The sequence below is a fragment of the Streptomyces sp. NPDC048248 genome, from assembly GCF_043201875.1.
In the GTDB taxonomy this organism is placed as follows: Bacteria; Actinomycetota; Actinomycetes; order Streptomycetales; family Streptomycetaceae; genus Streptomyces.
The window spans coordinates 262,422-286,418 of the sequence record NZ_JBICZL010000011.1 but is presented as its reverse complement, the minus strand read 5'-3'; the positions used below and the strand labels follow the sequence as shown (position 1 = coordinate 286,418).

Sequence of the window (23,997 nt, the reverse complement as noted above, 5' to 3'; positions counted from 1 at the left end):
CGCCGGCCCCTTGCAGGAATCCCCATCCGGAATCCCCCGCCGGAATCGCCGGTCGAAACCCGTCGGCGATTCCCGCTCCACCGACCGCCCCTCTCCCCCAACACCCCCTGCCGTAAAGGAAGTCCGCCATGCCGTACACGCGCATGCGCCTCTGCCTGTCAGCCGCACTGGCCGGCGCCGGACTGCTCATCTCGGGCTGCGCCAATCCGAGCGTCGGCAGCGACCGTGACGATCCGACCGCCCCGGTGAAGTTGACGTTCTGGCACGGCTGGTCCAACGCGGGCGAGGTCAAGGCCATCGACGACAGCATCGCCCGTTTCGAGAAGCTGCACCCCAACATCACGGTCAAGGCGATCGGCAACGTCACCGACGAGACCATGAACCAGGCACTGCGGGCCGGCGGCGACGACGCACCGGACGTCGTCTCGTCCTTCACCACCAACAACGTCGGCCAGTACTGCTCTTCCGGCATGTGGGCGGACCTCGACCCGTTCATGAGGAAGACCGGGGTGGACAAGGCGAAGGTCTTCCCGAAAACACTGCTGGAATACACCAGTTACGAAGGAACGCAGTGCGCACTGCCGCTCCTCGCCGACTCCTTCGGCCTGTACTACAACAAGGACGCCTTCAAGAAGGCCGGCATCACACGCCCACCGCACACCATGTCCGAGCTGAAACGCGACGCGGTGAAACTCACCAAGCACGCCAAGAACGGCTCGTACGAGCAGGTGGGCTTCATGCCCAACTTCCGGCTCTACCAGAACAGCCCGGACCGACTGTTCGGCCAGTGGGGACCGAAGTATTTCGACCGCGACGGCGCGGCAAATCTGGCAGATGACCCGCACACCAAGGACTTCTTCACCACCCAGCGCGACCTGATCGACGCCCAGGGCGGCTACGGCCGCTTGGAGAAATTCCGTACCACCTTCGGCGACGAGATGTCCTCGCAGAACGCGTTCCTGACACAGAAGGTCGCCATGCACATGGACGGCGAATGGCGCGGACTGATGCTCAACGACGCAAAGGCGAAGTTCGCATGGGACACCGCGCCGATGCCCGTACCCGACGACCAGGCGGACACCTACGGCCGGGGCTACCTCACCGGCACCGTCGCCGGCATCGCCCACAGCAGCCGGCATCAGAACGCCGCATGGGAACTGGTCAAATTCCTGACCGCCGACACCGAACAGGTGGTCCGGTTCGCCAACGCCATCCACAACGTGCCGTCGACGAAAGCGGCACTGAAGTCACCGCGGCTGGACACCGACCCGACGTTCCGCACCTTCCTCGACATCGCGCGGAACCCCCACAGCACGGCCCTGCCACCGTCCACCAACGGCGGGCAGTACGTCACCGCGCTGCAGGACTTCTCCTACGACGTCGAATCCGGAAAGGTCCCCGACCTCGGCAAGGGCCTGCGCGGACTCGACGCGCAGATAGACGCCGACAACCTTCAGTCCCGGAACTGACGGAGACCCGCCATGGCAACGACCACCGCACCCGCGCTGCGGCGCAAGCACACCCGTGAACGACTGCGCACCCTCGGATTCCTCTCCCCCTGGCTGGTCGGCTTCTCCGTCTTCTTCGGCTACCCGCTGATCGCCACCATCTATTTCTCGTTCATGCACTACAACCAGATCCAGGAACCCGAATTCGTGGGCCTGCGGAACTGGAATTACGTCCTCACCCAGATGCCCCTGTTCGGACCCGCCCTCTGGAACACCCTGTGGCTGGTCGTGGTGATGGTCGCACTGCGCGTCGTCTTCGGGCTGGGCATCGGCATGCTCGTCACGAAAATCAAAACGGGAACCGGCTTCTTCCGGACCGCCTTCTATCTGCCCTACCTCGCGCCGCCCGTCGCCGCGACCGTCGCGTTCGTCTTCCTCCTCAACCCCGGCACCGGCCCCGTCAACGAAATCCTCGGCGCGATCGGCATCCCCGCGCCCTCCTGGTTCAACGACCCCGACTGGGCCAAACCCTCGCTGGTCATGCTGTCCCTGTGGGGCATCGGCGACCTCATGGTGATCTTCATGGCGGCGCTGCTGGACGTACCGAAGGAGCAGTACGAGGCCGCGGAACTCGACGGAGCGGGCGCCTGGGGGAAGTTCCGCTACGTCACCTGGCCCGCGATCACCCCGATCGTGATGTTCGCCGTCGTCACCGGCGTCGTACAGACCATGCAGTACTACACACAGGCACTCGTCGCCGGGAAGCTCGCCTCCGGTGTCTCCATCGGCCCGGGCACCGTCATCCAGCCCGGCTACCCCGACCACACCACCCTGACCGTGCCCCAACTCGTGTACTCCATGGGCTTCCAGAACTTCAACACCGGCGCGGCGTGCGTGCTCTCCCTCGTGCTCTTCGTCATCGCCATGGCCGTCACCACCCTGCTGATGCGCAAGCGCGCCGGCCTGCTCCCGGCGGAGGACTGATCCGACATGACCACCACCGCTCTCACCGCCCGCCGGACCACGGCCTCCACCGGCGCCGCCGGCGACCCCGCGGCACGCGCCCGCCGCAGCCGTCTGCTGCACTGGATCGCCGTGCACGCCGTCGCCATCACCGCCGCCCTGTTCTTCGTCCTGCCCTTCGTGTTCGTGTTCCTGACGTCCGTCATGAGCGACGACCAGGCGATGAGCGGCGAACTGTGGCCCCACCAGTGGCACTGGTCCAACTACGTCACCGTCTTCCGCACCCCCGGATTCCTCGACTGGTGGAAGAACTCCCTGATGTACGCGGGCCTGGGCACCCTCTTCACCGTCTGCTCGGCCGTCCCCGTCGCCTACGCGCTCGCCAAGTTCCGCTTCCGCGGACGCCGCACGGCCATGATCCTCGTCATCTCCACGATGATGCTGCCGCCACAGGTCATCGTGATCCCCATGTACCTGGTCTGGGCACAGCAGCTGCATCTGTCCGGATCCCTGTGGCCACTGATCATCCCGATGGCGTTCGGCGATGCCTACTCGATCTTCCTGCTCCGACAGTTCCTGCTGACCATCCCGCAGGAGTACATCGAATCGGCCAAGGTCGACGGCTGCGGTGACCTCCGCACCCTGCTCAAGATCGTCGTACCGATGGCCAAGCCCGGCATCGCCGCCATCGCCCTCTTCCAGTTCTTCTACTGCTGGAACGACTACTTCGGCCCGCAGATCTACGCCGCGCAGAACCCCGCCTCCTGGACGCTCTCCTACGGCCTGGAGTCCTTCAAGAGCGCCCACAGCGTCAACTGGAACCTCACCATGGCCGCAACGCTCCTGGTCATGGCCCCCGTCATCATCGTTTTCTTCTTCGCACAGAAGGCCTTCGTCGAAGGCGTCACACTCACCGGAGTGAAGGGCTGATCAAGAAATGAAGCTCGCAGTGGTCGGCGGAGGATCGACCTACACCCCCGAACTCATCGACGGCTTCGCACGGTTGCGTGACGCCCTCCCCCTGACCGAACTCGTCCTCATCGACCCGGCCGCCGACCGGCTGGAACTCATCGGTCGACTCGCCCGACGGATCTTCGCCGCACAGGGCCACCCCGGACGGATCACCTGGACCCACGACCTCGACGCCGGCATCGACGGCGCCGACGCCGTCCTGCTGCAGCTGCGCATCGGCGGCCAGGCCGCCCGCAACCAGGACGAGACCTGGCCCCTGGAATGCGGCTGCGTCGGCCAGGAGACCACCGGCGCCGGCGGCCTCGCCAAAGCGCTGCGCACCGTCCCCGTCGTCCTCGACATCGCGGAACGCGTACGCCGCCGCAACCCGGACGCCTGGATCGTCGACTTCACCAACCCCGTCGGCATCGTCACCCGCGCCCTGCTCACCCACGGCCACAAGGCCGTCGGACTGTGCAACGTGGCGATCGGCTTCCAGCGCAAGTTCGCCAAACTTCTCGGCGTGAGCCCCGACCAGGTCGAGTTGGAGCACGTCGGCCTCAACCACCTCACCTGGGAACGCGCCGTACGCGTCGACGGCGAGAACGTCCTGCCTCACCTGCTCGCCACGCACGGCGACGCCGTCGCCGACGACCTGCGCATGCCGCGCGCGCTGATCGACCGCCTCGGCGTCGTCCCCTCCTACTACCTGCGCTACTACTACCAGCACGACGAGGTGGTCCGGGAACTGCGCAGCAAACCGTCCCGAGCGGCCGAGGTCGCCGCCATCGAGAAGCAACTCCTCGACACGTACGCCGACCCGGCGCTGGACGAAAAGCCGGAACTGCTCGGCAAGCGCGGCGGGGCGTACTACTCGGAAGCGGCGGTCGCGCTGACGTCCTCCCTGCTGCGTGACACCGGCGATGTCCAGGTGGTCAACGCACTCAACAACGGCACCCTGCCCTTCCTGCCGGACGACGCCGTCATCGAGGTGCCCGCCACGGTCGGCACCACGGGAGCCGCCCCACTGCCCGTACGGCCCCTGGAGCCGCTCTACGCCGGCCTGATCGCCAACGTCACCGCCTATGAACACCTCGCGCTGGAAGCGGCGTTGAAGGGCAGCCGGGACCGCGTCTTCAACGCCCTGCTCTCCCACCCCCTCATCGGCCAGATCGACTACGCGGACCGGCTCACCGACGAGCTGATCGCGCACAACCGGGAGCACCTCACGTGGGCCTGACCGGCACGGCGCTCGCCATCGACGCGGGCAACAGCAAGACGGACGTGGCCTTGGTGGACACGGACGGCAATGTCCTCGGCACCGCCCGCGGGGGCGGCTTCCAGCCACCGGTGGTGGGCGCCGGGCCGGCGGTGGACGTCCTGGAGCCGCTGATGGCCTCGGCGCTGGCACAGGCGGGGGCGGTGGGGCCGGTCGACCAGGTCTCCGCGTATCTCGCCAACGCCGATCTGCCCGCCGAGGAGGCAGCCCTGACCGCGGAGATCACCGCTCGGGGGTGGGCGCGGACGGTGACCGTGGGGAACGACACCTTCGCGCTGCTGCGGGCCGGGCTGCCGGACAGCGGCGAGCCCGTCGGGGTCGCCGTGGTGTGCGGGGCGGGCATCAACGCCGTCGGGCTGGGGCGCGAGGGGGCCACGGCGCGCTTCCCGGCCGTCGGCCGGATCTCCGGTGACTGGGGTGGTGGCGGGTACCTCGCCGACGAGGCCCTTTGGCACGCGGCCCGCGCCGAGGACGGGCGGGGTGAGCGCAGCGAACTGGCGCGCGCGCTGCCCGCCCACTTCGGCCTGAGCAGCATGCTCGAACTCATCGAGGCGCTGCACCTGCGGCACCTCCCCGACCTGCGGCGGCACGAGCTGACGCCGGTGCTTTTCGACGTCGCCTCGGGCGGCGACCGCGTCGCGCGGAGGATCGTCGCCCGGCAGGCGGAGGAGATCGTCCTGCTGGCCTGCGTGGCCCTGGAGCGCCTCGACCTGCTCGCCGAGCCGGTTCCCGTCGTCCTGGGCGGCGGCGTGCTGGCCGCCCGGCATCCGCTGCTGCACGACCGGGTCACCCAACTCCTCGCCGAACGCGCCCCGAAGACGATCCCCCTCGTGGTGACCGCCCCACCCGTCCTGGGCGCGGCCCTGTACGCCCTCGACCGCGAGGGAGCGGCGCCGGCGGCCTACCAACGGGTGCGGGGGCGGTGGGGGTAGGGGGAGGGAGAAGGCAGGGAGCTGCGACGGGGCGGGGACCTGCGGCGGGGCGCCGCGGGGAGCTGCGGCGGGGCGCCACAGATGAGGGCGCGCGGCGGGGCGGGCGTGCGGGCGGGGCGGGCGTGGGGGCGGGGCGGGCGTGGGGGGGGCCGGGGGCATTGGGGCGGGCGGCCGGGGCGAGGTTGCTCTCCCCTGGGGCCTTCGCCCTCCCTGGGCCCTTGCCCTCCCTGGGCCCTCGCCCTCCCTCTGGGCCCTCGCCCTCCCCCTGGGGGCCCTCCCCCTCCCCCAACCCCACCCCCGGATTTGCGATCGTGCGGGCTGCGCAGCGTCGAGGCCGTACGCGGAGTCGCATGGCGGCGCAGCTCGATGACGTACACGGGCTGGCACAGGTAGCACAGCTCGACGACGTACACGGGCTCGCACAGGCAGCACAGCTCGACGACGTAGGCGGTGTGCCAGCGAGGCCGACGTCGTTCCCGCTGTCCGCGGCGCGTCCTCTGTGACGGACCCGCCCTCCCCTCAGCTGATCTGCACGCAGCTGCCGCGCCACGTCTCCGCGCGCTCGCCCGGAGCGAGCACGAGGTCGACGTCCCCGTCGGCGCCCGATGCCTCGACGCCTGCTTCACCATCGGCCTGTCTACCGATCCCTGCTCCCGCCCCCGACCCGGCACCGGCACCACCGCCATGTCGCCCCGCCCGCACCCCGGCCCGCCCGCCGCGGTCGCGTACCGTGACGATGACGACGTGTCGGTTGGTGTCGTTGATGATGACGGTGGCGGAGCCGTCCGCCCGGTGGTGGTCGATCGGGTAGCTCCCGGCAGGGTCTACGTAAGTGGTGCGGCCGATGGTGAGAAAACCGCTGGCCACCGGCCCGCGGTCGGGTACGGCCCAGTACGCGGTCGTCGCCGCGGCGAGGGGTTCGAAGAGTCTGGCCATGCGTCTCACGTGGGTACCTCCGATGCACCGGGACGCGGGTGGAGCCCGCGTCGATCACTGCCTCAAGGCTTACTGTCGTTACTCACAGTAGTCATGGAGGAAGGTGTTGACCACCGGCGCGCGGAGGCGAAGGAGGGGGCGGGTGATGCGCTGCACGCGCCGGTCACGGACACCGGCAGCAGCGGCCAGAGACGCCGGTCGCGGCGCCGGTCGAAGTCAGCAGTCAGCAGTCAGCAGTCAGCAGTCAGGCACGACGATCGCGCGCGGCGACCGGACACGGCGTTCGACCGGAGCGCGCGGAAGAGGGCGGAGAGCAGCCGGAGCCCGCAGAGCACCCGGAGAGCGGAGGCCGGTGAGGCAATGCCTGGGAGCAAGGTCGACCGCGCCCAACAGCCCGCGAGACGAGACCCGCTGAGCAGGAGACTGTGCCGGCACCCGCCGTCGCCCCTCAGTCCTCCAGCGGGAGCGCCAGGTCCCTTACATGCCCGGCGAGCAGCAGGACCGCGGCGTCCACGGCCGCCTGGGGGTCCTGTGCGCGGATGGCGTCGGCGAGCCGGGAGTGCGGGTCGGTGGGGGCCGCGGTCGCGGTGTCGAGGCAGGCGGCGCGGCGGAGTTCGGCGCGCAGGGCTGCGCTGAGTGAGCGGTAGATGTCGGCGAGGACGGGGTTGGCGCCGGCCTCGGCCACGAGGACGTGGAATTCGGCGTCGGCGGCTGTGAAGGCGTCGCTGTCCTGGGCGGCGAGGGCGGCGTTGCGGCGGGCCAGGGCGGTTTCGATGCCGGCGAGTTGCTCGTCGGTGCGGTGCTTGGCGGCCTGGCGTGCGGCGACGACGTCAAGTCCTTGGCGGACCTGGGTGACGTGGGTGAGTTCGGCGCGTTCGAGGCGGCGTCGGAGGGCGACGGCACTGTCGTCGTCGGAGATCACGAATGTGCCGTCGCCCTGGCGGGGCTCCAGCAGGCCGGAGTGGACGAGGGAGCGGACGGCTTCGCGGACCGAGGCCCGGCTGACGCCGAGAGCCTCGGACAGTGCGCTTTCGGGCGGGATGCGGCTGCCGACCGGCCAGGTGCCGTTCACGATCTGGCCGCGGATCTCGTCGGTCGCGGTCTCCACCAGCGACACCCTGCCCTTGCGGACCATCTCCACTCGATCACTTCCCCTTCGGCAGGTCACCTGATGTCTGGCAACTGTAGTGCGGATCGGGACGCTCGCGAAGCGGCGCGGGCCGTGCTCGCACACCGCCACGGGTCGGTCGCGCAGCGGCGTTGACCGCCCGCCCCCACGCAGCGCCGCCCGGCCGACGCCCCACGGCCCCAGCTGGGACTCCGGCCCCGCACCGGCCCCCGGTCACGAGCCCACACCCCGGCCCCTGCCCATGCCGCACCGGTACCCGTGCCGTGCCGGACACGGGTCGCGATCGGAACAAGATCGGGGCATTTGCGGTGTGGTTGTCAGTGGGTGCGGACATACTGCTGCCCGTGCACCAGTTCTCGTGAGCGCTCTCGTGCGGAGGCGGGGGCCGGGCCGGTGAGTGAGCCAGGGGGAGGTTCTGTGTCGTCCGTGCCGACCAGCAGTGTGGCACCGCCCGTGCCGGGGCGCCGTACGGCGTGGGCCGAGGGGCTGGACGAGCTGCGTGCGGCGGCGACGACCGAGCCCGGCAGGCTGCGGGTGATCGGTGCGGTGCTGGCTCTGCTGGTCGTGGTGTTCGGGGCGGTGACGGCCTGGCAGGTGTCCGATCGTGCGGCGGCCGCGGACGATGTCGTGGAGCGCAGTCAGCCGTTGAGTGCGGATGCGGCGAGTATCCACCGTTCGCTGGCGGACACCGATACGACCGCCGCCGGGGGGTTTCTGGCGGGTGGCGCGGAGAGCAGGACGACGCGCGAGCGCTATGCGGCGGATATCGCGACGGCGTCGGAGCTGCTGGTCAAGGCGTCGGCGAACACTCGGGGTTCGGATGCGGCGGGCCGGCTGATCTCGCGGCTCAATCGGCAGTTGCCGCGGTACGCGGGCCTGGTGGAGGCGGCGCGGACGAACAACCGTCAGGGGCTGCCCCTGGGTGGCGCCTATCTGCGGTACGCCAATGAGCAGATGCGTACGGAGCTGCTTCCGGCGGCGCGGGCGCTGTATGACGCCGAGACGGACCGGTTGTCGGCGGATTACGGCGCGGCGAAGGCGTGGCCGTGGTGGGCGTTGGCTTCCGGGGTGGTGGCTCTGGGGGTGCTCGGTTGGGCGCAGCGTCGTCATTACCGGCGGACGAACCGGGTTTTCAACAGAGGGCTGGTGGTCGCGTCGGCGGCTTCGGTGGCTGTGCTGGTGTGGTTGGTGGCGGGGCATGCGGTGGCGCGCTCGGGGTTGAGTGATTCCTATGAGCATGGTGCGCGGTCGTTGCAGGTGCTGAATGAGGCGCGGATCGATGCGTTGCAGGCGCGTGGTGACGAGAATTTGACGTTGGTGGCGCGTGGTGCGGTGCTGACGGAGGACCAGAAGGATTTCTACGAGGTCGGCTTCGTCTCGGGGATGACGGATCTGGCGGGGGCCGGCGGGAGCGGTGGTGCGGCGGAGGGGAGCCGGCTGGGGGTGGCGGCGGCGCTGGCGGACGACGAGGCGGGGCGGCGCCCGGTGCGGGAGGCGTTGGCGCATGTCCGGGAGTGGCAGGAGCGTCATGCGCAGGCGCGTGCGGCGGATGACCGGGGTGATTACGAGCAGGCGCTGGCGAAGGTGATCGGTACGGATCGGCCGACGCGTGAGTCGTTCGACCGCGTGGATGCCGAGTTGCAGCGGGCGTTGGTGCATGAGCAGGGGGAGTTCCGGTCTGCCGCGGATGGCGGGCGGGGGGCGCTTCGTGGGCTGGCGGTGGGTGCGGCGGTGTTGGCGGTGCTGGCGGCCGTCGGTGCGGTGCTGGGTATCGGGCGCAGGTTGTCGGAGTACCGGTGAGGGGTGTGGTGGTGGGGTCGTGAGGGTGCGCGCGCGAGGGTTGCGGGAGCTGCGTGCCGCGCCGGTGGTGGGTGTGTTGGCGGTGGCCGCTGTGGTGTTGGTGCCTGCGTCGGGACGTGAGATCGCGGGGGCGGGTGGCGCCGGGGCGGGGCCTGCGGCGGCGCATCGTGCGTACGTTCCCAGGGCGGCGAAGGCGGCGCCCGCCGCGGCGGAGTGCACGCCGGGGAATGTGGCGGAGAGTCTGCGGCCGTCGTCGGGTGGTGGTGCGGCGGTGGACCGGATCAAGGAGAAGGGCCAGCTGGTGGTGGGTGTGGACCAGAACACCTACCGGTGGGGCTATCGCAATCCGCATACCGGCAAGCTGGAGGGTTTCGACATCGATCTGGCGCGGGCGATCGCCGAGGACATCCTGGGGCCGGATGCCAAGGTCGTCTTCCAGGCGGTGCCGACGAATCAGCGGGTGCCGGCGGTGCGCAAGCGCACGGTCGACATGGTGGTGCGGACGATGACGATCAACTGTGCGCGCAAGGAGCAGGTGGCGTTCTCGACGGCGTATTTCCAGGGCGGTCAGCAGGTGCTGGCGCCGAAGGGCTCGAAGATCGAGGCGTTCGACGGTTCGCTGCGGGGGAAGCGGGTGTGCACGGCCGCCGGCTCGACGGGTGAGTCGGAGCTGGCTGCGCAGCGGCATGGTGCGCGGGTGCTGACGGTGCCCAATCAGCTGGATTGTCTGGTGCGGCTGCAGCTCGGTGAGGCGGATGCGGTGGTCACGGACAATGCGCTGGCCGCGGCGCAGGCGGCGCAGGATCCGACGGTGGAGCTGAAGGGTGAGCCGTTCACGGACGAGCCGTACGGCGTGGCGATGAACAAGGACGACACCGATCTGGTGCGGCGGGTCAACAAGGTGCTGGACGACTACCGGGGCGGTGGGGACGGCAGTGACTGGATGCGGGCGTACCGCCAGTGGCTGGAGGCGGATCTGCCGGGGGTCTCGGGGCCGCCGTCGCCGGAGTACAGCGACTGATCGGCCCACGGGGCGGGCCTGTTGCCGTCACTATGGGCACGGAAGGTGTCCTTGCCGTTGAAGCCGAAGCCGTCAGTATGGGTGGAGTTGGGAGGGCCGTGAGGCCGTAGCGCAGCAACCGCCGTGCACCGTACGCGTATTGGAGAGGTGATCGATGGGGGTCCCTGGACCCTTCCCCGGTTCTGCGGGGAGGCCCGATGCCCCGGTGCTCGACCGGGAGGAGGTGGATCGTGCCCTGGCGCGGCTGAGTGCCGAGTACGAGGCGATCGAGACGTCGCTGCTTGCGCTGCAGGACCATGCGGGCCGGCGGCTGCTGGAGGGTGCCGATCTGTCGGGTGTCACCAAGGAGCGCTGGGCCGCGACGGAACGGTCCATCACGGTTTTGTGGTCGCTGTTCGACGCGTACACGGATGCGCTGGAGGCTGCGCGTGTGCTGCGGGAGCGGCGGCGCTGGCCGTCGGCGGAGGATCTCGTCGAGCTGACGGAGCTGTTGCACGGCAGCGGGGTGACGGTTGCGGGTGCGGCGGCCGGTGACGGTACGGAGAGCTGCCCGGCCCGGCTGAGTGAGCGGTTCAGCCTGGAGGAGCTCGTCGCGCGGATGAACGGGCTGTACGCGCGGTCGCTGGATGTGATCGTCGCGGCGGACGCGGTGTGGTCGGCGTTGCCGGCGCGGATCGATCTGCTGTCGGCGGAGCTGCGGCGGACGCGGTCGCTGGCGCATTCGGTGGGGGTGCGTCCGGGTGAGCATCCGGCGGGCGACGATCTGGAGTGGATCACGGATGAGTTGTCGCGGTTGCGCGCCGAGGTGATCGCGGATCCGCTGGCGTTCTGGGTGTCGTCGTCGACGGGGAGTTCCGCGCCCGGTGGGGGGCGCCCCGATACGGAGCGGTACGACCGTGCGGCGCGGGCGCTGGAGGACATCCGGCGTGAGGTCGAGGCGGTGCTGGACGTCCGGCAGGACGCGGAGCAGCGGTTGATGCAGTTGCGGGACGTTCTTTCGCGTGCCGACCGCACGCTGACCGAGGCGCGGCAGGCGCGCGGTGAGGTCCTGGCGAAGATCGCGGCGTCGGAGGTGCCTGCGGTCAGTGGTCCGTCGACGGCGCTGCACGAGCAGTTGTCGGCGGCGGCGGACTACCGGCGGCGTTCGCAGTGGCATCGTCTGTCGCCGTTGCTGGACAGTCTGGAGGAGCGCGCGGAGGACGAACTCCACCGGGCGCGGGAGTCGTTGACCGCTGTGACGGCGCCGCTCGCGGTGCGGGCGGAGCTGCGGGGCAGGCTCGATGCGTATCGGGCGAAGGTCGCGCGGCACGGCGTGGCGGAGGATCCGCTGCTGGTGGAGCGGTATGACCTGGCGCGCCGGATGCTGTGGAGCGCGCCGTGCGATCTGCGGGCGGCCGAGCAGGCGGTGTGGCGCTATCAGCAGGCGGCGACGGAGGCGTGTGTGCCGCCGCAGGTGGAGCCCGGGGAGGAGTCGTGACGGCGCGGGCCGGCGCGGAGTGCCAGCGGCGGGACTGCGCGGGGAGTTATGAGGATGTCGGTGAGGGTGAGCTGTACTGCGACACCTGTGGTCTGGCGCCGGTCGTGTCGCCTGGAGGCTGGCTGTCGTCGCCGCCCACGGGTCTGACGGGCCGGGCGCCGGCCGGTGCCGCGTGGGGCGGCGATTCGGCATGTTCGGCGTTGCCGTCGCGCAGGGCGGGGACGTTCGCCGGGGCGGCGGGGACCCATGCCGCCGGTACGGAGGGGGCCCCTGAGGGCGGTGCGGCGCGGACGCCTGCGTCGGGGCGTTCCGTCGAGTCCCGGCGGTCGGTGTCCGGGCGTTCCGCCGGGTCGCGGCGTTCGGTGTCGGGCCGGCTGTCGCGTGCGATGTCCGGTGGTGAGCCGACGCAAGGGATGTCGGGGCCGGGATCGGTGTCGATATCGGTGCACAGTGCGGGCAGCGGCTCGGGGGCGGGATCGGCGCGCGGGCGGCTGGGGGCCGGGCTGGTCTCGGTGCCGCAGGTGCCGCGGCCCGATCCCCGGGCGGCGGTGCTGGAGAACCCCGAGGTGCCCGAGCGGAAGCGGTTCTGCAGTCGTGGTGACTGCGGGGCGCCGGTGGGCCGGGCACGGGGTGAGCACGAGGGGCGTGCGGCGGGGTTCTGCACGAAGTGCGGCCACCCGTACAGCTTTGTGCCCAAGCTGCGGGCCGGTGAGGTGGTGCACGGCCAGTACGAGGTCGTGGGGTGCCTGGCGCACGGCGGTCTGGGCTGGATCTACCTCGCGGTCGACCGGGCGGTCTCCGACCGGTGGGTGGTGCTCAAGGGCCTGCTGGACACCGGCGACGAGGAGGCGCTTGCGGTCGCGGTGTCCGAGCGGCGGTTCCTCGCCGAGATCGAGCACGCCAACATCGTGCGCATCTACAACTTCGTGGAGCATCTCGACCGGTCGACGGGCAGCCTCGACGGCTACATCGTGATGGAGTACGTCGGCGGGAAGTCCCTGAAGGACATCGCCAACGAGCGGCGTACCGCGGGCGGGCGGCGTGATCCGCTCCCCGTGGAGCAGGCGTGTGCGTACGGCATCGAGGCGCTGGAGGCGCTCGGGCATCTGCACAGCCGCAACCTCCTGTACTGCGACTTCAAGGTCGACAACGCCATCCAGCAGAACGACCAGCTCAAGCTGATCGACATGGGCGCGGTGCGCCGGATGGACGACGACGAGAGCCCCATCTACGGCACGATCGGCTATCAGGCGCCGGAAGTGGCCGCGTTGGGGCCGTCGGTCGCCTCCGACCTCTACACCGTCGCACGCAGCCTCGCCGTCCTCACCTTCGACTTCCAGGGCTATACGAATGTGTTCGTCGACTCCCTGCCGGATCCGGAGCACATCGATGTCTTCCGGACGTACGAGTCCTTCTACCGGTTGCTGGTGCGCGCCACGGACCCGGAGCGGTCCCGCAGGTTCGCGTCGGCGGAGGAGATGGCCGAGCAGCTGACGGGTGTGCTGCGGGAGGTCGTGGCGCTGCAGTCGGGCGAGCAGCGGCCATCGGTGTCGCAGCTGTTCGGGCCGGAACTGCGCGTGGTGGACACGGAGTTGATGGCGGCGCCGCAGGGCGACAGTTCACTGCTGGGCGCACGCGAGGTGGTGCCTCGCCGCGGCCGGTGGGCGGGCAGGAGGGCCGTGCGGTCCGGTGCGGTGGCCGGCGCGGCGGTGATCCCGGCGCAGACGGCGTATGAGATCGAACCGCCGGGCGGCAGCGGCCCGGTGAGCGGCACTGCGAGTGCGGGCGCGACGGGCACGGGAGCGGTCCCCCTTACGACCGTGCCGGGCGGCGCTTCGGCCGCGGGGCCCGTTCTGCGCCCTGTGGACCCCGGTGTCGTGGTGCTCGCGCTGCCGATGCCGCGGGTTGACCCGGCCGACCCCAACGCCGGTTTCCTCGCGGGGATGATGGCCGCCGCACCCGCCGAGCTGATCGCGGCACTGCGCTCGGCACCCGCCGATTCCCTGGAGTCGCGGCTGCGGGGCCTGCGGGCGCGCCTGGAGATGGGCGAGGGCGCCGCCGCGCTGGAGGCCCTGGAGGCGATCGAGTCGGATCCGGCCGGGGAGTGGAGCGCCGACTGGCGGGTGGTGTGGAACCGCGGCCTGGTGTCGCTGGCGACGGAGGACCGCGAGACCGCCGCGCTGGCATTCGACGCGATCTACGACGCCTTCCCGGGGGAGCCCGCACCGAAGCTGGCCCTGGGTATCTGTGCGGAGTTGCTGGGGCAGTTGGACAACGCCGCGGAGTACTACCGCATGGTGTGGACGACCGACCACAGCTATGTCGGTGCCGCGTTCGGCCTCGCCCGGGTGCGGCTGGCGACCGGCGACCGGACGGGCGCGGTCGAGACGCTGGAGTCCGTACCGGAGTCGTCCATTCACTTCACCGCGGCGCGGATCGCGGCGATCCGCGCCCGGCTGCGGCAGCGGTCCGCCCGCGACGCGCTGCTGCCGGATCTGCGTACGGCAGCCGAACAGGTCGAATCACTCGCGGACTTCGGCCTGGACGCCGCCCGCCGGGAACAACTCGCCACCGAAGTATTGGGCAGCGCCCTGGACTGGGTACTCTCCGGGAGCCACGGTGCCGGGCCGGACGGCGGGCAGACCGCGCACGTGCGGCCTTCGCTGCTCGGCAGCGCGCTGGACGAGCGGGGCCTGCGGTTCGGGCTGGAGAGGTCGTACCGCATGCTCGCGCGGTTGGCGCAGCGTGGCGAGGAAAGGATCGAGATGGTGGAACGGGCCAACCGCTTCCGCCCCAGGACGTGGGTGTGACATGGGTGTGACTGGGCTGTCCCGGTGTCCGAGCTGCGATGAGCCGCTCGACGCGGGAGACAATTTCTGCGGGCGGTGTGGCGCCGGCCTCGTGGCGCCTGCCGAGCGGCCGGGCGGGCAGCCGACGCCCACGGTGAACGGCGCGGCCGACGCCCCTGCGTACAACCCCCCGCCGCCACCGGCGTACGCCCCGGGGGCGTTGGCGGCACCACGACCCGCATCGCTGCTTCATCCGCCGGTGGGCCCGCCGCTGCCCGCCCCGAGGCCCGCATACGTCACGGACGCGCCGCAGGCCGCACAGGCACCAGCCGCCCCGCAGGCGGCCCGCCGGCCTGAGGCATCACAAGCGCCCGAACCGCCGCACCCATCACACCCGCCCTATCCGCCCCATCCATCGCAGGGGCCCGTATCAGCGCCCCCATCGCAGGGAGCACCCGTGTCTCAGGGAGCCCAGTCGCCCCAGTCCCCGGCCGGCCCGCCTCCCCCTGACCCGCAGGCCCGCCTTGCGTACGGAGAGGCCGGCGTCCCGCCGATGCCCGGCCACGCGCCGACGGCGCGCAGCGGCGGACCGGCGGAGAACGCACGCACACGGGCAGCCGACGAGCCGCACCGGGCAGGACAGAGCTTCGGCCCGCCGGCCGAAGCGCCCGCCGATCCTCGCGTCGCCGGCTACGAGGTGGTCGCCGACGCCGCAGCGTCGGCGGGAGCAGGATCGGGAGCGGGATCGGGAGCGGCGCCGCAAGGCCCGAACACCGGTGAACGGCCCGGCGGTGCCCCGGCCGGGGCACCGCCGGCCACCGGGCCCACGGAAACCGGAGGCGAAGCCGGGCCCGTGCCCGCAACCGGAGGCGAAGCCGGGCCCGTGCCCGTCACCAGTGGCGCCACGCCCCCCGCGCCCGGCCCCCAGGCCGAGACCGCCGGACACCCCACTCCCCCGCAGGGCACCCGCGTCTGCGGCTCGTGCCGGGCGGGTGCCGTGGACGCCGACGGCTACTGCGAGCGGTGCGGCCATGCCCAGCCACGGCAACGGGACCACATGGAGCGCGTGTTGGCCGGCATTGCGGCCGTCAGCGACCGCGGTCACCGCCACCACCGCAATGAGGACTTCTTCGCCCTCAGGGCAGCCGCGCTGCCGGACGGTACGCCCGCCGTCGTGGCAGTGGTCTGCGACGGCGTCTCGTCGGCGACCCGGCCGGACGAGGCTTCCCAGGCGGCGTCCGAGGCCGCGGGCGCCGCGCTGCTGGCCGCCCTGCCGCAGGGCACGCATCCGCAGCAGGCCATGCACAACGCGATCATGGCGGCGTCGACCGCTGTCGACGCGCTGGCCGACGATCCCGCCGCAGCACACGACGAACACCGCCAGCAGAACGCTCCCGCCTGCACGTTCGTCGGTGCGGTGGTGGGCGGCGGGCTGCTGACCGTCGGCTGGGTGGGCGACAGCCGGGCCTACTGGATCCCCAACGACCGCACGGCACCGCCCGCCCGGCTCACCGAGGACGACTCCTGGGCGGCCCAGATGATCGCCAACAACCTGATGACGGAGGCGGAGGCCAACGCCGACGAGCGCGCGCACGCCATCACGGGCTGGCTCGGGGCCGACGCGTACGAAGTGGAGCCGCACACCGCGACGTTCAAACCCGACGGCCCGGGCGTCGTGGTGGTGTGCACGGACGGCCTGTGGAACTACGCCGAGTCCGCGGACCGGATGGCAGCGGTCCTGCCCCACGACGCGCCCACCCAACCGCTGAACGGCGCCAGGAGGCTGGTCACCCACGCCCTCGACAGCGGGGGGCACGACAACGTAACAGTGGCGCTCGTCCCGTTCCCGGCCCCCCTTATAGGGGCAGGATCGGCCTGACCGGCCGAAAACGAACTCCACGCATCCGCAGTCGACGCAAGCGAACTCGCCCCGACGAACTCGCCGAACCCGGTCGAGTCCTGGGGGCGGGCCGGGGGGACCGTACACGGGGGCCGGTAGGGGGCCGTACAGAGGACGCGGGGGAACGAAGAACCAGGGGGAGAAGGGGAGCGGGAGCGGGAACGCGTCCCGCCCGGGCCGGAAGGCGCCCTACCGCCACCGACCGGACCAGCCACGCACACGCGCAAGCGCGCACGCACCACCGAGCGATGAGTACGGCGCGCGGCCGCGCCGACGGGGGAAGTGCAGCAGGATTTCCGTCCGTCCCCTTTGCCCCTCTTGCCAATCGATCGGCACGAGTCTCAAGGAGCGGAACCGATGGCCAATTTCGCCAAGTCGCGTGTGCCGCGCTTCTCCGCCGAGGTGTATCAGAACCCCTACCTCCCCGAGGGCGGGCGCGAGGTGAACGCCATCGTCACGGTCACGGCGACGGGCGGGGGTACGACCGGCGGCAGGCCGGTGTTCGCGGGGCGTTCCACCACGCCGGACGCAGGCGTGGTGATCATGGTCGACTGCTCCGGATCGATGGACTATCCGCCGACGAAGATGCGCGGGGCCCGTGAGGCGACCGCCGCGGCCATCGACACGGTGCGCGACGGCGTCGCCTTCGCCGTGGTGGCCGGAACCCACCAGGCCACCGAGGTCTACCCGGGCGGCGGTCGGCTGGCCGTCGCCGACGCGGCCACCCGCGCCGAGGCCAAGGACGCCCTGCGAAAGCCGATCGCGGGCGGCGGCACCGCCATCGGCAGCTGGCTGCGGCTGGCTGACCGGCTGCTGTCGTCCGCCGAGGTGGCCATCCGGCACGGCATCCTGCTGACCGACGGCCGCAACGAGCACGAGTCGCCGCAGGACCTGCGGGCCACGCTGGACGCCTGCGCTGGGCGCTTCACCTGCGACGCCCGCGGAGTGGGAACAGACTGGGAGGTCAAGGAGGTCACCGGCATCGCCGCTGCGTTGCTCGGCAGCGCCGATATCGTCGCGGATCCGGCCGGATTGACCGCCGACTTCCGGCAGATGATGGAGGCGGCGATGGGCAAGGAGGTCGCCGATGTCGGCCTGCGGCTGTGGACGCCGCTGGGCGCGGAGGTCGCCTTCGTCAAGCAAGTGGCGCCCACCATGGCCGATCTCACCGGCCGGCGCACCGAGTCGGGCCCACGGTCGGGGGACTATCCGACCGGTTCCTGGGGCGACGAGTCCCGCGACTACCATCTCTGCGTGCGCGTGCCGGACGCCGGTGTCGGCCGGGAGATGCTCGCCGCGCGGGTCTCGTTGATCATCTCGAGGCCGGACGACTCCCCCGCGCCACCTCTTGCCCAGGGGCTCGTACGGGCCGTGTGGACCGATGACATGGCCGCGTCCACGTCGATCAACCCGCAGGTCGCGCACTACACGGGACAGGCAGAACTGGCACAAGCCATTCAGCAGGGGCTCGATGCCCGCAAGTCGGGCGATGTGGACGACGCCACCGCGAAACTGGGCCGGGCGGTGCAGTTGGCGAACGCCTCGGGGAACGTGGAGACTGCGAAACTGCTTGCGAAGGTGGTGGACGTCGTCGATGCGGCGACCGGTACTGTGCGACTCAAGGCGAAGGTCGCCGAGGCGGACGAAATGACACTCGAAACGCGCTCGACGAAAACCGCTCGCGTGAAGAAGTAACGACGAGAAGTACCACCGGAGAAACGGTACAGAGGGGGAAGAACCGACATGCCGACCTGCCCGAACGGCCACCAGTCGGTGGCCGAAGACTGGTGCGAGGTGTGCGGCCACCGGATGGCGGGTGCTGTCCCCCCGCCGCCCTCCCTGCCCGCGGGGTTCCTGAACGCGCCGCCCAGCCAGCCGACCGGCCCGCCCGGCCCGCCGCCCGGCGGTCCCGGCCCCGCACCCGGCACCCAAGGCGGTCAGGGTGGCTACGGCTTCCCGCCCCCGGCCCCCGCACCCGGCCCCCAGGGCGATCAGGGCGGCTACGGCTTCCCCCCGCCCGCCCCTGCGCCCGGCCCCGACCAGTCCGGGCAGGCCGAGCTGTGCCCGCAGTGCGGTACGCCGCGTCAGGCGATGGCGCCGTTCTGTGAGGGATGCCGCTACAACTTCCTCACGCACTCCCCTACGTCCTACGCCCCGCCGCCCGGCCGGCAGCCCGGCCCGCCCCCCGGCGGGCAGGACGGTTACGGCTTTCCGCCGCCCCCCGCGCCCGGCCCGGGCCCCGGCTCCCAGGGCGGCCAGGGCGGTTACGGCTTCCCGCCGCCGCCGCAGCACCAGCAACCTCAGCAGCCGCAGCAGGGCCCGCCCCCCGGGCAGCCCGGCCCCGGCGGCTACCCGGGTCAGCCCGGCCCGCCGCCCGGCATGCCCGGCCCCGGTCAGCCCGGTCCTGGTCAGCCCGGCCCTGGTCAGCATCAGCAGCCGCCCCAGCATCCGCAGCAGCAGGGCGATGACTGGACCCTGAATCCGCCGAGCGCGCAGAGCGCCGCGCCGCCGATGGCCCCCGCGCAGCCGGGCCCCCAGGCTCCGTTCGAGCAGCAGCAGCCACCAGCGCCGTTCCCGCCGCAGCAGCCCGGCCCCTACGAGCCGCAGCAGCAGCCGCCCGGCATGTACGAGCAGCAGCCGCCGGCACCGTACGAACAGCAGCAGCCCGGCCCGTACGAGCCCCAGCAGCACCAGCAGCACCAGCAGCAGGGGCAGCAGGGGCCCCCGCAGCAGCCCGACCAGCAGTGGAACGGCGGAACGGGCCAGGGTCCGGCCGCGCCGCCGCAGGGTCCGCCGCCGGTCGTCGGCGCCGGCTGGGTGGTGGCCATAGCGCCGGACCGTGAGTACTTCATGGCGATGATGGGCCGCAGCGGTCCGGAGGCCGCGGGACTCAACCTCCCCGCGTACTCCCCCGAGCAGGTGCTTCCGCTCGCCAACGGGCAGATCGCCGTCGGCCGCCGCCGGAACAGCACCGGTGAGGCGCCGGACGTCGACCTTGGCCGCTCGCCGGAGGACCCGGGCGTCTCGCACCAGCACGCGCTGCTGGTGCAGCAGCAGGACGGCAGCTGGGCGGTGGTCGACCAGAACTCCACCAACGGCACGACGATCAACCTCGCCGAGGACCCGATCCAGCCGTACGTGCCGGTGCCCCTCCACGAGGGCGACCGCGTACACGTCGGCGCCTGGACGACGCTGACCGTCCGCCGAGGCTGACACCCGGGGAGGACGCGAAAGCGGAGCTCCTGGAGCGGCGGGCCCGCCCGGAGCCGGCCCATGTCCGGGGCGTGATCAACCGATCACGCCCCGGACGCCGTTGTCGCCCTGAGCGTCCCCTCGCGTTCTCCCCCAGGCTCTCCCGGGCTCTCCCGAACTCTCCCTGCGGGTCCGTATCTCCGCCCTCCGCCCGAAGTCCTAGGACCGCGCGTCTGACACCATGGACGGGTGAACAAGATTCCGCGCGGCACGCTTCAGGAGCAGACCTTCTACGAACAGGTCGGTGGCGAGGAGACCTTCCGCCGCCTGGTGCACCGCTTCTACCAGGGAGTCGCCGAGGACCCGCTGCTGCGGCCGATGTACCCGGAAGAGGATCTGGGCCCGGCCGAGGAGCGGCTCGCGCTCTTCCTCATGCAGTACTGGGGCGGTCCCCGCACGTACAGCGACGGCCGCGGGCACCCCCGGCTGCGGATGCGCCACGCCCCGTTCACCGTCGACCGTGCGGCACACGACGCGTGGCTGCGGCACATGCGCGACGCCGTGGACTCCCTCGAACTGTCCGAGGAGCACGAGACGACGCTGTGGAACTACCTCACGTACGCGGCCGCGTCGATGGTCAACACCGCTGACTGAGAGCCCCGCCGCGCCCACCAGGCGCCCGCGAGGAGCTACCGGCGGGGAGAGGGCACAGCAGGGGCCTGAGACGCTCGGGCGACGCCGAGAAGCGTCAGCCGGGCCCGTAGCAGGTAGTGCGCCCGCGAGGGCGGCCCCGGGCCGCCCGAGGCTCCCAGGGGCTCGCAGGACTACCCACGAAGACTCTTGCCCGGCATGCGGGTCGCACACGGCCACGCGCGGGGATGAGCGCGGCCGCCAGACCACGGACGCGCGCGACCTTGGAGCGCTGGAGACGGACGGGCGGAAGGGCCGCCGGGTTGCTGCGAGGGCCGCAGTCGGCCGCCGGCGCCCGCCAGAGCGACCTCAGCAGATCGCCGCGCCACGAGCCGACGGCGCCGACGGCGCAGCCACACGGCAACCGCGGCGTCACCGCCCCACGAGCGTCAGGTCGGTGTGACCGACAGCCCCGAGAGCCCCTGAAGCCCCTCCGGGCCACCCGTCCGTACCGCGATCGACCCGTAGGCGGTACTCAGGCGCAGCCAGCCGCCCGCGGCGAGCAGGGTCGGCGCCGGCGCCTGAGGTGCGGAACGGGGGCCGCCGGCACCGGCCTCGGCGCCGTTCACGGCGTCGGCGGTGGCGTGTTCGGCGGCGGGTGAAGTGCCGCCGCCCGCGAGGGCGTTGGCGCGCGCCGGGCGCAGGAAGCCCAGTGAATGGGCGGCGTGAGCGGCGCGCAGCGGGAGGTGGGTGTCGCCGAGGGTGCGCGACCAGATGTCACGGCCGATGCGGTCCCGTTCGGTGCGGGTGCGGTGCTGCGGCGGCAACTCCTCGTCGCGGGCGCGGAATTCGGCGACCGCGGCGGCCACGGCACGGACCAGCGCTTCGGGCTCGGGCAGGCCCGGCACCCGTCGCCAGCCGCCGCGCGGCGGCAGCAGCCCGGCCCACGGCGGCCCGGTGACCGCGGCGGGCACGGTGACGGTGTCCGCCGACTCCTCGACGCCTTCGAGGAGTTCGCCCGCCGAGACGGTGACGTCCAGCGTGCGGTCGTCGTCGGCGAGGCGCGCCGTCCGGATCGCCAGCACCTCGAAGGACGGCGGGCGGCCGAAGACCGCGAGTACCCCGCCGCCGGCCTGGAGCCGTACCGCGGCGGCACGGTCGTAGCGGATCAGCCGGGCCAGGAAGGCGGCGAGGTCCGCCGCCTCCCCGGCATCGGCCAGGCGCAACGCCGTCATACGGCGACGGCCCCCTCCTGGTGCGACGCGTCGTCCATGTACTCCTTCAGGAAGGACTTCTCCTCCGCGGTGATGCGGCGGGGACGCTCTTCGGCGAAGTCGTAGGGGACGACGATGGTCGAGGCACGGAGGTAGAGGGTCGCCTCGTCCTTGACCTCGTACGCGATCGTCATGGAAGCGGCGCTGACCTTCGTCACCCACAGCTCGATGGACACCGGGCTGTGCCGGTGCACCAGCGGCCGCACGTAGTCGATCTCGTGCCGCGCCACGACCGAGCCGCCCGTGAACGACGGGCTGCCGTTCCCCGGCGCAAGTCGGCGCATGAAGTCGATCCGCGCCTCTTCGAGGTAGCGGACGAACACCGCGTTGTTGACATGGCCGAAAGCGTCCATGTCCGACCAGCGCAGGGGGCAGGAGTAGAGGTGTCGCACGACGCTCAGCCCCGGGTCAGCTTCTTGTACGTGGCGCGGTGCGGACGGGCCGCGTCCGGACCGAGGCGCTCGACCTTGTTCTTCTCGTACGACTCGAAGTTGCCCTCGAACCAGAACCACTTGGAGTCGCCCTCGTACGCCAGGATGTGCGTGGCGACGCGGTCGAGGAACCAGCGGTCGTGGGAGACGACCACGGCGGCACCGGGGAACTCCAGCAGGGCGTTCTCCAGCGAGGAGAGGGTCTCGACGTCGAGGTCGTTGGTGGGCTCGTCGAGGAGCAGCAGGTTGCCGCCCTGCTTGAGGGTCAGCGCGAGGTTGAGGCGGTTGCGCTCACCACCGGAGAGCACACCGGCCGGCTTCTGCTGGTCGGGGCCCTTGAAACCGAACGCCGAGACGTAGGCGCGCGAGGGCATCTCGACCTGGCCGACGTTGATGTAGTCCAGCTCGTCGGAGACGACGGCCCACAGCGTCTTCTTGGGGTCGATGCTCTCGCGGCTCTGGTCGACGTAGGAGATCTTGACGGTGTCGCCGACCTTGATCGCGCCGGAGTCCGGGGTCTCCAGGCCCTGGATCATCTTGAACAGCGTCGTCTTACCGGCGCCGTTCGGGCCGATCACGCCGACGATGCCGTTGCGCGGCAGGGTGAAGCTCAGGTCGTCGATGAGGACCTTGTCGCCGAAGGCCTTCGAGAGGTTCTCGACCTCGACGACGATGTTGCCCAGGCGCGGGCCCGGCGGGATCTGGATCTCCTCGAAGTCCAGCTTCCGCATCTTGTCGGCCTCGGCGGCCATTTCCTCATAACGGGCAAGTCGCGACTTGGACTTGGCCTGGCGCCCCTTGGCGTTGGAGCGGACCCACTCCAGCTCTTCCTTCAGACGCTTCGCACGCTTGGCGTCCTTCTGGCCCTCGACCTTGAGGCGGGTCTGCTTGGTCTCCAGGTACTTGGAGTAGTTGCCCTCGTAGCCGTGCAGGCGGCCGCGGTCGACCTCGCAGATCCACTGGGCGACGTGGTCGAGGAAGTACCGGTCGTGGGTGACGGCGACGACGGTGCCGGGGTACTTCGCGAGGTGCTGCTCCAGCCACTGCACGGACTCGGCGTCCAGGTGGTTGGTGGGCTCGTCGAGGAGCAGCAGGTCGGGCGCCTCGAGCAGCAGCTTGCAGAGCGCGACGCGGCGGCGCTCACCACCGGAGAGGTTGGTGACCGGCCAGTCGCCGGGCGGGCAGCCCAGGGCGTCCATGGCCTGCTCCAGCTGGGTGTCCAGGTCCCACGCGTTGGCGTGGTCCAGGTCCTCCTGGAGCTTGCCCATCTCCTCCATCAGCGCGTCGGAGTAGTCGGTCGCCATCAGCTCGGCGACCTCGTTGAAGCGGTGCAGCTTGCCCATGGTCTCGGCAGCGCCGTCCTGCACGTTCTGCAGCACGGTCTTGGACTCGTCCAGCGGCGGCTCCTGAAGGAGCATGCCGACGGTGTAGCCCGGGGAGAGGAACGCGTCACCGTTCGACGGCTGCTCAAGACCGGCCATGATCTTCAGAACCGTGGACTTACCGGCGCCGTTGGGACCCACGACACCGATCTTCGCGCCAGGCAGGAAGCTCAGCGTCACGTCATCGAGGATGACCTTGTCGCCGTGCGCCTTGCGCGCCTTGCGCATCGTGTAGATGTACTCAGCCAAGAGAAACCGTCCGGCAGTTTTGGATCTATCAGGTCTGTGTGCGGCTCCGCCGCCTGGGCCATGGTGCGGCGTGGCCGCGCGAGGGCAGATACACCCCATCTTGCCGTACGTCCATCCCCCGGGGGAAACGGGTGCCACTGGGCGGACAGCGCATGGGCCCGGCATGGGCGGGCCGGAGAGGGTCCCGGAGGGATCGTCCAGGGGGTTCTGGAGG

At 71.3% G+C, this 23,997-nt stretch carries 18 protein-coding genes; 13 read left to right on the top strand and 5 right to left on the bottom strand.

Annotated features, from left to right (window positions below):
* Nucleotides 1–128 precede the first annotated feature (128 nt).
* Genes ACGFZW_RS25355 through ACGFZW_RS25335 form a run of 5 tightly spaced genes read left to right on the top strand, consistent with a single transcriptional unit; the run spans nucleotide 129 to nucleotide 5,573 of the window.
* Entirely contained in the window at nucleotides 129–1,469 is a 1,341-nt protein-coding gene (locus ACGFZW_RS25355; protein ID WP_393895507.1) for an ABC transporter substrate-binding protein, read from the top strand.
* Nucleotides 1,470–1,481: 12 nt separating this feature from the next.
* Complete coding sequence (locus tag ACGFZW_RS25350) at nucleotides 1,482–2,432, top strand: carbohydrate ABC transporter permease (protein ID WP_393895506.1); 951 nt, start codon at nucleotides 1,482–1,484, stop codon at nucleotides 2,430–2,432.
* Between the two features lie 6 nt (nucleotides 2,433–2,438).
* Nucleotides 2,439–3,341 (top strand): carbohydrate ABC transporter permease, encoded by a 903-nt coding sequence (locus tag ACGFZW_RS25345; RefSeq protein WP_393895505.1) that lies wholly within the window; start codon nucleotides 2,439–2,441, stop codon nucleotides 3,339–3,341.
* A 7-nt stretch (nucleotides 3,342–3,348) separates the two neighbouring features.
* Nucleotides 3,349–4,602 carry a 6-phospho-beta-glucosidase gene (locus tag ACGFZW_RS25340; protein ID WP_393895504.1) on the top strand — a complete coding sequence of 418 codons (1,254 nt, stop codon included), beginning with the start codon at nucleotides 3,349–3,351 and terminating at the stop codon, nucleotides 4,600–4,602.
* On the top strand, nucleotides 4,593–5,573 hold the full coding sequence (locus ACGFZW_RS25335; protein WP_393895503.1) for an N-acetylglucosamine kinase: 981 nt from the start codon (nucleotides 4,593–4,595) through the stop codon (nucleotides 5,571–5,573). The genes ACGFZW_RS25340 and ACGFZW_RS25335 overlap by 10 nt, the downstream gene beginning before the upstream one ends.
* 519 nt (nucleotides 5,574–6,092) lie before the next feature.
* On the opposite strand, the gene ACGFZW_RS25330 is transcribed toward ACGFZW_RS25335, so the two are convergent.
* Both ACGFZW_RS25330 and ACGFZW_RS25325 read right to left on the bottom strand, forming a co-directional pair.
* Nucleotides 6,093–6,509 (bottom strand): hypothetical protein, encoded by a 417-nt coding sequence (locus tag ACGFZW_RS25330; protein WP_393895502.1) that lies wholly within the window; start codon nucleotides 6,507–6,509, stop codon nucleotides 6,093–6,095.
* 448 nt (nucleotides 6,510–6,957) lie between these two features.
* The gene (locus ACGFZW_RS25325; protein ID WP_393895568.1) at nucleotides 6,958–7,644 is read right to left on the bottom strand and encodes a FadR/GntR family transcriptional regulator; all 687 of its coding nucleotides are present in this window, start codon (nucleotides 7,642–7,644) and stop codon (nucleotides 6,958–6,960) included.
* Nucleotides 7,645–8,064: 420 nt separating this feature from the next.
* Here ACGFZW_RS25325 and ACGFZW_RS25320 point away from each other — a divergent pair, with 420 nt between their 5' ends.
* The 8 genes from ACGFZW_RS25320 to ACGFZW_RS25285 all read left to right on the top strand — a co-directional run bounded on the left by ACGFZW_RS25320 (nucleotide 8,065) and on the right by ACGFZW_RS25285 (nucleotide 20,471).
* Complete coding sequence (locus ACGFZW_RS25320; protein ID WP_393895501.1) at nucleotides 8,065–9,438, top strand: hypothetical protein; 1,374 nt, start codon at nucleotides 8,065–8,067, stop codon at nucleotides 9,436–9,438.
* 19 nt (nucleotides 9,439–9,457) lie between these two features.
* Entirely contained in the window at nucleotides 9,458–10,459 is a 1,002-nt protein-coding gene (locus tag ACGFZW_RS25315) for a glutamate ABC transporter substrate-binding protein (protein WP_393895500.1), read from the top strand.
* A 154-nt stretch (nucleotides 10,460–10,613) separates the two neighbouring features.
* Nucleotides 10,614–11,936: a hypothetical protein gene (locus tag ACGFZW_RS25310; protein WP_393895499.1), complete on the top strand. Its 1,323-nt coding sequence runs from the start codon at nucleotides 10,614–10,616 to the stop codon at nucleotides 11,934–11,936.
* Nucleotides 11,933–14,746 carry a tetratricopeptide repeat protein gene (locus ACGFZW_RS25305; RefSeq protein ID WP_393895498.1) on the top strand — a complete coding sequence of 938 codons (2,814 nt, stop codon included), beginning with the start codon at nucleotides 11,933–11,935 and terminating at the stop codon, nucleotides 14,744–14,746. Before ACGFZW_RS25310 ends, ACGFZW_RS25305 begins: the two co-directional genes overlap by 4 nt.
* 532 nt (nucleotides 14,747–15,278) lie before the next feature.
* Nucleotides 15,279–16,604 (top strand): PP2C family protein-serine/threonine phosphatase, encoded by a 1,326-nt coding sequence (locus ACGFZW_RS25300; protein ID WP_393895567.1) that lies wholly within the window; start codon nucleotides 15,279–15,281, stop codon nucleotides 16,602–16,604.
* 378 nt (nucleotides 16,605–16,982) lie between these two features.
* Nucleotides 16,983–18,320 (top strand): VWA domain-containing protein, encoded by a 1,338-nt coding sequence (locus ACGFZW_RS25295; RefSeq protein WP_393895497.1) that lies wholly within the window; start codon nucleotides 16,983–16,985, stop codon nucleotides 18,318–18,320.
* A 48-nt stretch (nucleotides 18,321–18,368) separates the two neighbouring features.
* Nucleotides 18,369–19,838 (top strand): FHA domain-containing protein, encoded by a 1,470-nt coding sequence (locus tag ACGFZW_RS25290; RefSeq protein ID WP_393895496.1) that lies wholly within the window; start codon nucleotides 18,369–18,371, stop codon nucleotides 19,836–19,838.
* 228 nt (nucleotides 19,839–20,066) lie between these two features.
* Entirely contained in the window at nucleotides 20,067–20,471 is a 405-nt protein-coding gene (locus tag ACGFZW_RS25285; protein WP_393895495.1) for a globin, read from the top strand.
* 425 nt (nucleotides 20,472–20,896) lie between these two features.
* On the opposite strand, the gene ACGFZW_RS25280 is transcribed toward ACGFZW_RS25285, so the two are convergent.
* Genes ACGFZW_RS25280 through ettA form a run of 3 tightly spaced genes read right to left on the bottom strand, consistent with a single transcriptional unit; the run spans nucleotide 20,897 to nucleotide 23,783 of the window.
* Complete coding sequence (locus tag ACGFZW_RS25280) at nucleotides 20,897–21,682, bottom strand: hypothetical protein (RefSeq protein ID WP_393895494.1); 786 nt, start codon at nucleotides 21,680–21,682, stop codon at nucleotides 20,897–20,899.
* Nucleotides 21,679–22,113, bottom strand: coding sequence for an acyl-CoA thioesterase (locus ACGFZW_RS25275; RefSeq protein ID WP_393895493.1), 435 nt, complete (start codon nucleotides 22,111–22,113; stop codon nucleotides 21,679–21,681). Before ACGFZW_RS25275 ends, ACGFZW_RS25280 begins: the two co-directional genes overlap by 4 nt.
* Nucleotides 22,114–22,118: 5 nt before the next feature.
* Entirely contained in the window at nucleotides 22,119–23,783 is a 1,665-nt protein-coding gene (gene ettA, locus ACGFZW_RS25270; RefSeq protein WP_393895492.1) for an energy-dependent translational throttle protein EttA, read from the bottom strand.
* Nucleotides 23,784–23,997 lie beyond the last annotated feature (214 nt).

Coding starts and splice junctions, on each gene's coding strand:
- ACGFZW_RS25355 (WP_393895507.1), top strand. CDS start 129: ATGCCGTACACGCGCATGCGCCTCTGCCTGTCAGCCGCACTGGCCGGC.
- ACGFZW_RS25350 (WP_393895506.1), top strand. CDS start 1,482: ATGGCAACGACCACCGCACCCGCGCTGCGGCGCAAGCACACCCGTGAA.
- ACGFZW_RS25345 (WP_393895505.1), top strand. CDS start 2,439: ATGACCACCACCGCTCTCACCGCCCGCCGGACCACGGCCTCCACCGGC.
- ACGFZW_RS25340 (WP_393895504.1), top strand. CDS start 3,349: ATGAAGCTCGCAGTGGTCGGCGGAGGATCGACCTACACCCCCGAACTC.
- ACGFZW_RS25330 (WP_393895502.1), bottom strand. CDS start 6,509: ATGGCCAGACTCTTCGAACCCCTCGCCGCGGCGACGACCGCGTACTGG.
- ACGFZW_RS25325 (WP_393895568.1), bottom strand. CDS start 7,644: ATGGTCCGCAAGGGCAGGGTGTCGCTGGTGGAGACCGCGACCGACGAG.
- ACGFZW_RS25310 (WP_393895499.1), top strand. CDS start 10,614: ATGGGGGTCCCTGGACCCTTCCCCGGTTCTGCGGGGAGGCCCGATGCC.
- ACGFZW_RS25300 (WP_393895567.1), top strand. CDS start 15,279: ATGCCCGGCCACGCGCCGACGGCGCGCAGCGGCGGACCGGCGGAGAAC.
- ACGFZW_RS25295 (WP_393895497.1), top strand. CDS start 16,983: ATGGCCAATTTCGCCAAGTCGCGTGTGCCGCGCTTCTCCGCCGAGGTG.
- ACGFZW_RS25290 (WP_393895496.1), top strand. CDS start 18,369: ATGCCGACCTGCCCGAACGGCCACCAGTCGGTGGCCGAAGACTGGTGC.
- ACGFZW_RS25280 (WP_393895494.1), bottom strand. CDS start 21,682: ATGACGGCGTTGCGCCTGGCCGATGCCGGGGAGGCGGCGGACCTCGCC.